Origin of the sequence: Hylemonella sp. W303a, assembly GCF_046452315.1 — a bacterium.
Classification (GTDB): Bacteria; Pseudomonadota; Gammaproteobacteria; order Burkholderiales; family Burkholderiaceae_C; genus Hylemonella.
On sequence record NZ_JBKFDG010000001.1, the window covers coordinates 399,274 to 411,627 of the forward strand.

The following is a 12,354-nucleotide window of genomic DNA, read 5'->3' on the forward strand; positions in this document are numbered from 1 at the left end:
AATTGAGAACTATTTTTATTTCTGAAATCGACGACCAAGGAAGCAGCATGAAGTCTCAAGCAAGCAAGCCACTCTGGAAATCGAGCGCGTCTGGCGCTGCCCTGGTTCTGGCCGTGGGCCTGAGCAGTCTGAACGCCGCCGCGCAGAGCCCGGCACCTGCCTCGGCCGCTCCGGTCGCGAAAACCGTCCCGGCGGCTGCCGTCACGGCCAAGACCGTGGTGGCCCATTACGCCACGCTGGTGTACTCCAATTACGAGGACACCCTGCTGGCCGCGTTGGAACTGCAGAAAGCCGTCCGCGCCTTCACCGCCGCGCCCAGTCAGGCCAAGTTGGACGCTGCCCGCAAGGCGTGGCTGGACGCGCGTGAGTTTTACGGCCAGACCGAAGCCTTCCGTTTCTATGGTGGCCCGATCGATGACGAGGAAGGCCCCGAGGGCCGCATCAACGCCTGGCCCATGGACGAGTCCTATGTCGACAGCGTGGAGGGCAAACCGGGCAGCGGTTTCATTAACGATCCCAAATTCAAGATCACCAAGGCCAACCTCTCGGAAGCCAATGAGAAAGACGGTGAGGAAAACATCGCCACCGGCTGGCATGCCATCGAGTTCATGCTCTGGGGTCAAGACCTCGACGACAACGGCCCGGGTCAGCGCGCCTACACCGATTTCGTCAATGGCAAGGCCCCGAACGCGGACCGCCGCCGCCTCTATCTCAACGTGGTGACCGACCTGCTGATCGACGACTTGCGTTTCCTGGTGCAAGCCTGGGCTCCGGCAAAGGCGGGCGCCAAGAAGAACTACCGCGCCGGGTTTGAGCAAGGCGGTCAAGAATCGTTGCGCAAGATCATCGTGGGCCTGGGCTCGCTGTCGCGTGGCGAGCTTTCCGGTGAGCGCATGGAAGTGGCGTTGAACACGCAGGACCAGGAAGACGAGCATTCCTGCTTCTCCGACAACACGCACCGCGACATCGTGGCCAACGCCACCGGCATCCAGAACGTCTGGCTGGGCAGCTACAAGCGCCGCAATGGTCAAGTTCTGCAAGGCCCCTCCGTGCGCGCCCTGGTCGCGGCCAAGGACAAGGCACTGGCTGACAAGACCACGGCCCAGATCGCGCAGTCGGTGGCCGACGCCGGGCGCATTCCCGCGCCCTTCGACCGCGCCATTCTGGACGGCGCGCCGGGCCAGGCCGTCGTCAAGACAACCATCGCCAGCCTGGTGGAGCAGTCCAAGCTGCTGGTTGAGTCCGCCTCGGCCATCGGAATCACGCAGCTGACCTTGGTGGAGCCCTGATCCCGTCATGACCCAGTTCGAACACAAGACGGCGCGTCGGTCTGCGCGGCTGCGCGCCGTGGCCGCCGGTTTGGTCGTGGCGGTGCCTGGCGCCTTGGCGGTCTCCGCGCTGCTGGCGCAGACGCGCGCTCCGGAGCCCAACCCGCCGACCGACGCCGCCGAGCGCGCCGCCAGCGAAAGAACCGCCGGCAAGGGCACGGTCTGGGCCACGGGCCAGAACGCGTTTTCTTTTCCTCTGGCCAACCTGAGTGACGCGGAGCGCACGCGCTTCGTCATCGGCAACTCCTTCTTCAAGCGCAATTGGGTCGAAGCACCGGCCTCGACGAAGGCGCGTGACGGCCTGGGCCCGCATTTCATCGCGCGGTCCTGCGCGGGCTGTCACGCGCTGGACGGTCGCAGCGCGCCGCCCGACTGGGCACGCACCCTGCTGCCCGGCGCGGACGCCGAAACCAGCGTCGGCCTGCTGCTGCGCTTGTCCATCCCGGGCCAACCCGATGCGCAGCATGGCGTGGTACCCGACCCGGTGTATGGCGACCAGCTCGGCACGGCCGCCGTGCAAGGCGTCAAGCCCGAAGGCCACATCGAGATTCGCAGCCAGCCGATCGAAGTTCGCTTCGCGGACGGCAGCACGCACACCCTGCAGCAGCCGATCTACCGCATCACGCGCCTGGGCTACGGGCCGATGGCGCCGAACCTGCTCGTGAGCCCGCGCGTCGCGCCGCAGGTGATTGGCATGGGCTTGCTGGAAGCGATCCCAGAGGCGGACATCCTGGCCAACGCGCGCGCGCAAGCCGCCTTGAACGGGCCGCTCACCGCCGCCATCAAGGGCCAGCCCAACCGGGTGTGGGACGCGTTCGCGAACCAAGGCGCGGGTGGAGAAGTGCTGGGCCGCTTTGGTTGGAAGGCCAATGTGGGCAGCGTCGCGCACCAAACCGCGGGCGCCTTCCTGGGCGACATCGGCATCACTTCGCGCGTGAACTGGCGCGAAGCCTGCACGGCCGCGCAGGCCGATTGCCTGCAGGCAGCGCATGGCGGCGGCAAGGGCACGGACCGGCAAAGCGGCCGCAAGACCACCGTCTTGCTGACCGCGGCGCAGGCCAGCCCCGAGCAGCCCGAGATCGACGATCAAACCCTGAACCAGGTCATCTTCTACACCGCGACCCTGGCGCCGCCCGCGCGCCGCCGCGTCAATGACTTGCAAGTGCAGCAAGGCCAGGCCCTGTTCCACCAAGCTCAGTGCGCGGTGTGCCATCGGCCCAGTTACGTGACGTCCACGCAAGACAGCAGCGGTGCGGGCGGCTTCCCGCGCTTGGCCAGTCCGTCCCTCAAAGGCCAGCGCATCTGGCCTTATACCGACCTGCTCTTGCACGACATGGGCGAAGCCTTGGCCGACGGGCGGCCGGACTTTCAGGCCAACGGCCGTCAGTGGCGCACGCCGCCGCTGTGGGGCATCGGTCTGATCCGCGACGTGAACGGCCACCAGCGCTTGCTGCACGATGGCCGCGCCAACGGCGTGCTCGAAGCCGTGCTGTGGCATGGCGGCGAGGCCGAGGCCAGCAAGCAAGAGGTGCTCAAGATGAGCGCCCAAGAGCGCGCCGCGCTCGTGGCCTTCCTGGAGTCTTTGTGATGCAGGTGCCCACGGGCTGGCGTTCTCTGCGTGGGCTGCGTCGGGTGTCGCTCGCCTGCGCGGCGGGGCTGGGTTTGGTCGCAATCGCGAGCGCCCAGACCGCGTCGCGCCTGGCCTTTCCATACTACACGGCCGAGCAGGCACTGACGGGCTTGTATGCCCGCCAACTGCCGCCGCGCGCGCAGGCCTTCGACGTTTCCGCGCAGGCCCTGGTGCAGGCCACGCAAGCGCATTGCCAGGCCCGCATCGGCAAGGACGCCTTGCACACTCAATGGCAGCAGACCTTGTTGCGCTGGCAGGCCTTGGCCACGCCCGCCGTCGGTCCGCTGCTGCAGCGGCGCAGCCAACGCCAGATCGACTTTTGGCCCGTGCGCCCCAATCTGATCGACAAGGCCCTCAAGGGCACGCCGCGTGAGCTCGCCGACATGGCGCGCGTGGGCACGCCGGCCAAGGGCTTCGCGGGCTTCGAATACCTGTTGGCCGAGTCCCCGGCCGCTGGCCTGCAAGGCGAGGCCCACCGTGGCCGCTGCGCCTATGCCGTGCTCGTGGCCCAAGGCATCGCCGCCGAAGCCGGCGCCTTGCGTGCCGAATTTGCTGCTCTGGTCCAGCGCAACTGGCAGGTGGACGAAGAGTCCGCTGACGCTCCAGCGCGGGTCGCGCAGACCGGCGCGGCGTTCGCCGAATGGGTGAACCAGTGGCTGGGGGGGCTGGAGCGCCTGCGCTGGCTCCAAATGGAGCAGCCCTTGGTGAAGGCGCAGACGGCGGGCAAGCCGCCCGCGTTCCCGCGCCAGGACTGGGCTGACAACCTGGCCGACTGGCGCGCGCAGTGGGAGAGCTTGCGCGCCCAGGCGCTGCTGGGCGATCCGCAGACCGCCCCGCCCGTGCCGGGCCAGGACTTCGTGCCCATCGAAGCCTTGCTCTATGGCAAGGGTCAGGTTCAGTTGGCCGCGCGCTGGCGACAGGCCATCACCGTTGCCGACGCCGCGATGTCTGGACTGAGTGCGACCTACAACCCCAAAGAGTTGGAGGCGGCGACACGCAAGCTCAAGGAGTTGACCGTGCTCTACCAGCAGCAGGTCGCCACCGCGTTGGACGTGCCTCTGGGCTTTTCGGACGCCGACGGCGACTGAAGGCCGCACTCACATGCGGCGGCGTCTGCTACTGCGCTCAAGTGGGCAAGTCTTGCTCGGCACCGCGTTGAGCTCGGTGTTGAGCCCGACATGGGGCATGGGGGCTAGTCTCGGCGATGATAGGCCCCCCACCTCGTCCGCCGTGCACGCAGCGACCTTGCTCGCCGCGTGGCGGCATGGTGCCCAGGAATTCATCGGCTGGGTGGGCCTGAACGACGCGTCCTGGCAAATGCGCCAACACCTGGCCTTGCCCACGCGCGCCCATGGACTGTGGTTCGAGTCGGATGGCGCATGTCTGGCCGTCGCGCGTCGGCCTGGCGATTGGCTGCTGCGTTGGCGTCCTGGGCGTGACGCGACTGGCCAGGGCACGACGCAATGGCGGTGGATCGAGGACGACCGCCGCTTCAACGGCCACGTGATGACGTCGGACCCCAGCGTCCTAACACCCGACACGCTGTGGACCACCGAGACCGAGCTGGAAGATGGCCAGGGGCTTTTGGGTGTGCGCGACGCCAAGACCCTGGAAAAACGCGACGAATGGCCCACGCATGGCCGGGACCCGCACCAATTGCTGGCCCTCCCACGCGCCGTGGGTCGTTTCCCCGCGGGCACGCTGATGGTGGCCAACGGGGGCATACCCACGCTGCCCGAGACGGGCCGCGCCAAGCTGTTGGACCAACGCCTCAAGCAGCAGCGCATGGACGCCTCGCTGGTGGCGCTGCATCCAGGCACGGGCGAGTTGCTCGGGCAATGGCGCCTGGCCGACCCCTACCTCAGCATTCGCCATCTGGCCTTCGACACGCACTCCGGCCGCTTGGGCATCGCGCTGCAGGCCGAACATCCGGACCCGCTCGTCCGCCAGGCCGCGCCCGTGCTGGCGGTCTGGGACGGCCGCGAGGTGCGTCCCGCCGAACCGCTGCCGCAGGGGCAGCCCGCGCTGCAAGGCTACGGCGGCGACATCGTCGCCTGGCCGAGTGCCGAGCCGGGGGAACCCGGCGGTTTCGCCGTCAGCTGCGTGCGGGCCGACGCCCTGGCCCTGTTCGATGCCAAGGGCCGTTGGCGAGAAACACTGCGCTTTCCCGGCGCCTATGCGCTCGCGGCCTTAGACCAACAGATTTTGCTAGGCGGGGAACCCGACATCTTGCGCGTGCGAGCGGGCACGCCCCATCCTCAAATCCAGAACCTCGTTGCCGCGCAAGCGGGGCTGGCCGATTGGCACTGGGACAACCATTGGTTGGCAGTCAAGACGTCTTGAGCTTGGCAGGGCAGGGCCAGACGCCCACACAGTACAGCGCCCAGAGCACGAACACCGGCTGGAGCAGTGGGCGAATCCAGAAGTACCACGCGCCAAACTCCAAACCCTGCACGGTTTGTCCCTGCAGCGCGACGTTGATGTTGGCGATCACCACGCACAGCAACATCACCGCCAGCCAGATGCCGGCTTGGCGTTGAAGATTGGGCAAACCCAAGCGTTCAAAGACACGCGCGGGTACCAGCAGACCCACGGCGCCCAGCAACTCTGCCGCACCTGTGAGGTACACCCAGAAGAGCGCGTGCTCGGTCAGGGCCGCTGGGAGCATCGGGGCATACCGCGTGGCGCCACTGACGAAGTGGTCCACGCCGGTGAAGAAGAAGCCGAGCGCCATGCCCCAACGCATGCTGCCACGCAAGTCCAAACGACGGTGTGTCAAGCGAGAAATCAGCCCTGCCAGCAGGGAAGCCAGTGAGATCAATATGAAAAAAATCATGATGAGATGTCCAATGTTTACGGCGGAAACATTCTAGGGTTAAAATGTTTCCACTGTCAATATTGGGTTGAATTGGAATGAAGTCCAGTCCAGGCATGAATGCCAGCTACCACCATGGCGATTTGAAAACAGCGGTGCTGTCCTACGCGCTAGAGCAGCTCGAGCGTGATGGCTTGGAGTCCCTGTCGATGCGGGAGATGGCCAAGGCCATGGGGGTGTCGCACACGGCCGCGTATCGGCATTTCTCCGACAAGCGGTCCTTGCTGGACGCGGTGGCCTTGCACGGGTTCGAGACTTTGCGTCAGGCTTGCTTGCAAGCGATCGCCCCCGGCAACTTGCCCCGCGAGCGTTTGCGCGCCTGTGGTCTTGCCTATGTGCGCTTTGGTTTAGCACAGCCCAAGCTGCTGATCCACATGTTCCACGCCGTGGCTCAGGCCGAGGCCAGCCCAGCCTTGACGGCGGCTGGCGCTGCCTTGTTCGTGGTCTTGCGCGATTTGGTGGAGGAAGGGCAGCGCCTCGGGCCATTCCGCGCGGGAGATGCACATGCCGCAGCCCACGCTTGTTGGGCCATGGTGCATGGCCTGGCCACCCTGCTCAGCATCGGGCGCGTGCAAGACACGTCCCCTGAGCACACACCGTGGATGGACAGCGCGGCAACGTCCCTTGATTTGTTTTTGGACGGTTTGACTCAGGCTTGCAGCCCATCAACGCCTGTCGGTGTGCATCCGGCTTGACAGAGTGAGTCTGGCTGTCTGTGTGTCGCGCGCCCGCTCTCAAACCTCGGCCCAGAGGCGTACGAGGTTGTGGTAGTTGCCAGTGAGGCTCACCGTCTCTTCGCAGTCGCCCAGGCGGGCGCGCAGTTTCTGGATGTTCTGATCCAGCTCGAACAGCAGGGCGCGCTTGCTGTCGTCACGGATCATGCTTTGCAGCCAGAAGAAGGAGCACACCCGCGCGCCCCGCGTGACGGGCTCCACGCGGTGCAGGCTGCTGGAGGGGTAGAGGATCAGGTCGCCCGCGGGCAGCTTGACCTCGTGCTCGCCGTAGGTGTCGGCCACCACCAGTTCGCCGCCTTCATAGTCCTCGGGCTCACAAAGGAAGAGCGTGCAAGACAGATCAGTGCGCAGCGCCAGACCGCCAGGGAACGCGGCGTTCGGGGCATAGCGCACCGAGCCATCGACATGCATGCCGTAGTGCTCGCCGCCTTCGTAGCGGTTGAACATCGGCGGCAGAAAGCGCAAAGGCAGCGCGGCGCTGAAGAACAGCGGATTTTTCTTGAGGGCGTCCAGGATCACCGCACCGAGCTGCTGCGCGAGCGGCGAGTGCTCGGGCAGCTGCCGATTCTGTTTGACCTTGGCCCCCTGATCGCCCACGGAGGCGCGACCGTCAACCCACTGTCCAGCATCCAGTGCTTGGTCGAGGGCGGCGCGCAGGCTGCGTACTTGCTCTTGGGTCAGAACATTGGGGATGTGCAACAACATGGCGGGATTCTCAAGCAAAAAGAGGCCCATCGATTTGATGGGCCTCAAGGTCATGAGTGAAAACTCGCGGTGATTTTCAGATCGTCAGAAGCTGTACGAAGCCGTGACGGTCGCGGAGCGCGGCGCTCCCAAAGTCATGCGTGAGCCATTGTTGTTCAAGGTGCTGATGTATTCCTCGTCGAACAGGTTGTAGATGTTCAGTCGCACGTTCAGCTTGCTGCTGACTTGATAGGCCGCCATCAGATCCGACACCCAGTAGGAGGGAATGACAGGCATGTTTTGCGTGGACAAATCCGTGCCTTTGGTGATCACGCGTTTTTGCTCGGAGACGTAGCGCGTGCCCAGCCCCAGTGTTGCCTTGCTGATTTGGTAGGACGTCCACAGCGTTGCCGTCACGTCGGGTGACCAGCGCACGGTTTCGTTGACCGTCGCGCCATTGGTCCCAGAGCGTTGGTCAATCGCCTTGGTCTCGGTCTTGGCGATGCCCGCCGTGACTTGCCAGAAATTGGTGATTTGACCCACCGCAGCCAATTCAACACCCTCCACTTGGGTCTTGCCCTCCTGCACCGTGGCGTTGGTGATCGGGTCGATGGTGGTCTGCTTGTCGTTCACGGAACGGAAAACAGCGGTTGCCAAATTCAAACGCTTGTCCAGCAGGTCCCACTTGGTTCCCAACTCGACCGTGCGCGTCGTCTGCGGGTCCATGTTCGGGTTGGCCTGGTTGGTCGCCGTGGAGCTCAGCACGAGGTTACTGCCGCCGGGCGGGGTCTGGGAGTCAGCGTAGGAAACGTACACGCTGCCATCTGGGAGCGGCTTGTACACACCACCGACGCTCCAGCTCCGCAGGGTATCTTCATCGTCCAGCTTGGTTTTCGTGCCATCGGCAGCGTCGGTGCGTGTGACGAGGTCGTAGCGGTCCACGCGCAAACCGGCATTGATCGCAAACTGCTCGTTGATCTTCGCGTTGTCAAACGCATAGACGCTCACGGTGCTCATTTCGCCGGTGGTCTTCACGTTCTTCGTGAAGTCGGAGAAGGTGTCGTTCTTATTGGGGTTGTACAGATTGGCCGCGGCCGTGGTGCCCACGGCGGTGAAGCTGTAGCTTTCCTGTTCTTCCTTCATCAGCTCAACACCGACGGCCAGGCTGTGCTCCAGTCCGAGTGCATTGAAAGCGGTGTTCAAGCTGGTCTGGTTCGCGAGGATGGTGTTAACTTGGTCAGTTTTCTGGTGCGAACGTGCCACCGTCCAAGTCGAAGAGTCGTTCACCGTCGCGGTGGGGGCCGTGACTGCGCCCACGCCCGTCATTTCACGGTCCATCTCGTTCTGACCCCAGCGGGTGATGTTGCGCACCGTGGTGCCTTGGCCGAGGTCATGCTCGACCTTGAAGGTCACCATGTCGGCCGTCACCTTTTCGTAGTCGTCCTTGCTGCCGTAGAAGTTTTCGGTGTCGACACGGCGTCCCGCGTTCATCGCGTTGGCCTGCGCCTGCGTGACCGCGTTGGTGCCCGTGGCCGTCGCACGGTAGTAATCCGGCATGCCGATGGTTGGAATGCCGCCATCCGGCACGTTGTCTTGGCGGATGTGCTGGCTGTAAAGATAAAGGCGCGTGGGTGTGCCCAGGCCGGTGGCGAGCGAAAGCCCCAGGCCCGTACCCTTGTTCTCGACTTCGTCTCGTCCATCCACACCGCTGTTTTGCGCCATGGCGTTGATGCGGATGGCCGAGGTATCGCCGACCTGACGGTTCAGATCCACCGTCGCGCGCTTTTTCTCGGCGGTGCCCAGGGTCAGGGTGCCGCTGCTGTCGTCACCCAAATGGGCTTGCTTGGAGATCAGGTTCAGGTAACCGGAAGCGGCGCCGCGCCCGGTTTCGGCGCCGGCCGCGCCCTTGACCACTTCCACCTGCTCCAGATTGAAAGTGTCACGCGTCACGGCGCCCAAGTCGCGGATGCCATCCACGAAGGTGTTTTGCTGAAGGGAGAAGCCGCGCAATTGGAAGGTGTCGCCAGCGGAGGTGTTCCCGCCTTCGCCCAACTGCATCGTGATGCCTGGGGTGTTGCGCAGGGCTTCCGTCAAGGTCACGGCGCCTTGTTCTTCCAGCGTCTGCTTGGTGATGACTTGGATGGTCTTGGGGGTGTCCAGCAGGGGTTGCGTGTACTTCGGGTTGGCCGATGTCTCGACTTTGTATTCGGCGGTGCCGGTGTCCTTCACGGTCACCGAGGGCAGCGTGCCGGCGCTTTGCGCGGTTTGAGCGCCCCCAGGCAGGGCCAGCGTCGCCAGCACGGCGGCGCCGATCAGGTTGGTGCGCAGGGGCGCGGGGGAAGAAGACTGGCCGTGCTTGCGGCTCTTGATGTACGCCATGAAAAAGATGCTCCGTCGCTGGGATCAGTTGGATTTCAGATTGCGTCAATTGCAGCTGGCTTCCTGGGGCCGTCCCGGAACGCGGCATGCGGGTGAGGACGGGCGACTGGTAGGAAGCAGGATTCCTGAGGCAGGACACAATCGACGAACAAATGATAATTATTTTTATTAAGATGTGTCAAAGTTTTTTTAACTTATGTCGACACAAAGTGAGGCGATCGGGCCGAGGGCGCCGTTTGGGCGCTTCTCAAAGGCTTCGATTGTTGGCTTAGGGCAACAGGGCGCGGGCAAGCCGCGCTGGAGGCTCTGAACCTCCGCGCCCTGGCGCGATGGACGGTGGGCCGCTCTTTGGCCTGCACCGGGCTGGCCAATAGGGCTTACGGATAGGGCTTACGGATAGGGCTTACGGATAGGGCTTACGGATAGGGCTTACGGATAGGGCTTATGGATAGCGCTTATGGATAGCGCTTAAAGGTAGCGCTTACAGAATCCGCTTACAGATAGGGCTGGATGTTCTGCATCGCCCGCTCGACGTAAGCTTCTTTTTCCCCGACAGGGGCCACGTAGTGCATGGCACTCTTCGCCGCTTCCACCCCTTCCAGGCGCGCGATCAGCCAGGTCGCCAGGTATTGGGACGACAGGCAGCCCCCGGCGGTTGCGACGTTTTCGCGGGCGAAGAAGGGCTGGTTCAAGACATCCACGCCCGCTTCCTCCACCCAGGGCTTGGTGGTCAGGTCAGTGCAGGCGGGGACGGCGTCGAGCAAGCCCAGCTTGGCCAGCACCAAGGTGCCCGAGCATTGCGCACCCAGAAGCTGGCGCTGGGTGTCGAACTTCATCTGCCCCATCAAATCCGGGTCAGCGACCACCTCGCGCGTTTTGATGCCGCTGCCCACGATCACCGCGTCGGCCGCGGAGGCCTCGCGCAGGGTGATCTGCGACTCCAGCACCACGCCGTTCATCGATTTCACATAGGTCGTGGGGCAGGCGAGCGACACGCGCCAGTCCGGCTTTTTGACGCGGTTGAGGATGCCCAGAGCGATCAGTGAATCGAGTTCGTTGAATCCGTCGAAGGTGAGGATGGCGATGTGCATGGTGAAGCCTGACGCTGCGCGCAGTGATGGAGGTGGGCATCGTATAAGCTCAACTCAATACAATCAAATAATTGTCATGGATACATTGCGCCATGGGACAAGCCCGATACAAGACGCTGGTGGATGCCTTGGCCGCCGATATCCGAAGCGGCAAGCTCACGCCCGGCACGCGCCTGCCCACCCACCGCACCCTGGCGGCCAAACACGGCTTGGCGCTGGTGACCGCCAGCCGCGTCTACGCGGAGTTGGAAGCCATGGGCTTGGTCATCGGTGAAACGGGGCGCGGCACCTTTGTCCGCGACGTGGCCCTGCCCGAGGGCTTGGGCATCGACCAGCAGACCGTGGCCAGCGACATGGTGGACCTCAGCTTCAACTACCCGGCCTTGCCCGGGCAGGCCGAGATGCTGCGCGCCGCTCTGAAGCAACTCGCTGTGTCGGGTGACCTGGATGCGCTGCTGCGCTACCAGCCGCACGGCGGGCGCCCGCATGAACGCGCGATCGTGGCCCGCCATCTGGCAGGCCAGGGCCTCAAGGTCGACGCGGGCCAGGTGATGATCACCAGCGGCGCTCAGCACGGCCTCACCGTGGTCGCGATGGCGCTGCTCAAACCTGGCGACGTCGTGGCGACCGATGCGCTGACTTATCCGGGCATGAAAGTGCTGGCCGAGCTCTTGCGGCTCGAATTGCTCGCCGTGCCCGCGGAGGGCGACGCGCTGGACCTGCATGCCCTGGAGCGCCTGTGCCGGCAACGACGGGTCAGCGCCGTCTACGTCCAGCCCACGGTGCACAACCCGCTGGGCTGGGTGATGGGCCTCGGCCACCGGCAACAGCTGGCGTCCCTGGCCCAACAGCACGGCCTGCTGCTGATCGAAGACGCCGCCTATGCCTTCTTGGCGGAGAACGCGCCGCCACCCCTGGCCGCCTTGGCGCCCGATTCAACGGTGCATGTCTCGGGGTTTTCCAAGAACATCGCCACGGGCCTGCGCGTGGGTTACGTGGCCGCCCCACAGGCCTGGGTGCCCCGCATCGAGCGCGCCATCCGGGCCAGCACCTGGAACACCCCCAGCGTGATGACGGCCCTGGTCTGCGGCTGGTTGGACGACGGCACGGTGCACGCGCTGGAAGTCGCCAAGCGCAAGGACGCCCGACAACGTCAAGCCCTCGTCGCCCAAGCCCTGCACGGCTTGCCGCATGAGGCCCATCCCGCCTCTTACTTCGCGTGGCTGCCCCTGCCCGAAGGCGCGCGCGCCGACCGGGTGGCCAGCGCGCTATTGGCGCAAGGTATTTCGGTCACCACGGCCGAGCCTTTCTGCACCGCCGCGCCAGTGCCCCACGCCATCCGCCTCGCCCTCGGTTCCGTGGACCTGTCGATGCTGCGCGCTGCCTTGCAGCGGGTGCGGGAGGTGGTGGAGTTGAGTGGGGTATGAGGGTGATTGAAACGCGTGGGGGTGGCTGGCGGAGGCTGTGAGTCGACGACAACATTCCTTGGCCTGCTGCGTCTGGCCAGTCCCGCGCACCTAGGGGCGATGAATCTATGAGTTGGGGTCAATGGCTTGCTGGCGGTGCGTTGCCTGTTCACGCTTGCGCAATCTGAGCCAACGCAGTCTCTGCAAACGTGCGAATTCACGGCTTC

10 protein-coding genes are annotated in these 12,354 nt (G+C 64.7%); 6 read left to right on the forward strand and 4 right to left on the reverse strand.

Annotation, left to right across the window (positions count from 1 at the left end):
* The first annotated feature begins 47 nt into the window (after positions 1–47).
* From ACLBKS_RS01850 to ACLBKS_RS01865, 4 genes are all read left to right on the forward strand, one after another.
* Positions 48–1,289, forward strand: a complete 1,242-nt coding sequence (locus tag ACLBKS_RS01850; RefSeq protein WP_410191086.1) for an imelysin family protein — start codon at positions 48–50, stop codon at positions 1,287–1,289.
* A gap of 7 nt (positions 1,290–1,296) precedes the next feature.
* Positions 1,297–2,916: a di-heme oxidoredictase family protein gene (locus tag ACLBKS_RS01855; protein ID WP_410191087.1), complete on the forward strand. Its 1,620-nt coding sequence runs from the start codon at positions 1,297–1,299 to the stop codon at positions 2,914–2,916.
* On the forward strand, positions 2,916–4,046 hold the full coding sequence (locus tag ACLBKS_RS01860; protein WP_410191088.1) for an imelysin family protein: 1,131 nt from the start codon (positions 2,916–2,918) through the stop codon (positions 4,044–4,046). Before ACLBKS_RS01855 ends, ACLBKS_RS01860 begins: the two co-directional genes overlap by 1 nt.
* Before the next feature lie 142 nt (positions 4,047–4,188).
* The gene (locus ACLBKS_RS01865; RefSeq protein WP_410191089.1) at positions 4,189–5,301 is read left to right on the forward strand and encodes a DUF1513 domain-containing protein; all 1,113 of its coding nucleotides are present in this window, start codon (positions 4,189–4,191) and stop codon (positions 5,299–5,301) included.
* Here the strand turns inward: ACLBKS_RS01865 and ACLBKS_RS01870 are convergent.
* On the reverse strand, positions 5,288–5,794 hold the full coding sequence (locus ACLBKS_RS01870) for a hypothetical protein (protein ID WP_410191090.1): 507 nt from the start codon (positions 5,792–5,794) through the stop codon (positions 5,288–5,290). The two genes, ACLBKS_RS01865 and ACLBKS_RS01870, sit on opposite strands and share 14 nt — an antisense overlap.
* Before the next feature lie 77 nt (positions 5,795–5,871).
* Between ACLBKS_RS01870 and ACLBKS_RS01875 the strand changes: the two genes are divergently transcribed.
* Positions 5,872–6,528 carry a TetR/AcrR family transcriptional regulator gene (locus ACLBKS_RS01875; RefSeq protein ID WP_410191091.1) on the forward strand — a complete coding sequence of 219 codons (657 nt, stop codon included), beginning with the start codon at positions 5,872–5,874 and terminating at the stop codon, positions 6,526–6,528.
* A gap of 39 nt (positions 6,529–6,567) precedes the next feature.
* On the opposite strand, the gene ACLBKS_RS01880 is transcribed toward ACLBKS_RS01875, so the two are convergent.
* From ACLBKS_RS01880 to ACLBKS_RS01890, 3 genes are all read right to left on the reverse strand, one after another.
* Positions 6,568–7,272, reverse strand: a complete 705-nt coding sequence (locus ACLBKS_RS01880; RefSeq protein ID WP_410191092.1) for a Fe2+-dependent dioxygenase — start codon at positions 7,270–7,272, stop codon at positions 6,568–6,570.
* A gap of 84 nt (positions 7,273–7,356) precedes the next feature.
* The gene (locus ACLBKS_RS01885; protein WP_410191093.1) at positions 7,357–9,630 is read right to left on the reverse strand and encodes a catecholate siderophore receptor Fiu; all 2,274 of its coding nucleotides are present in this window, start codon (positions 9,628–9,630) and stop codon (positions 7,357–7,359) included.
* Between the two features lie 494 nt (positions 9,631–10,124).
* Positions 10,125–10,721 carry a DJ-1/PfpI family protein gene (locus ACLBKS_RS01890; protein WP_410191094.1) on the reverse strand — a complete coding sequence of 199 codons (597 nt, stop codon included), beginning with the start codon at positions 10,719–10,721 and terminating at the stop codon, positions 10,125–10,127.
* 92 nt (positions 10,722–10,813) lie between these two features.
* On the opposite strand from ACLBKS_RS01890, the gene ACLBKS_RS01895 reads away from it, so the two are divergent.
* The gene (locus ACLBKS_RS01895) at positions 10,814–12,148 is read left to right on the forward strand and encodes a PLP-dependent aminotransferase family protein (RefSeq protein WP_410191095.1); all 1,335 of its coding nucleotides are present in this window, start codon (positions 10,814–10,816) and stop codon (positions 12,146–12,148) included.
* Positions 12,149–12,354: the final 206 nt, after the last annotated feature.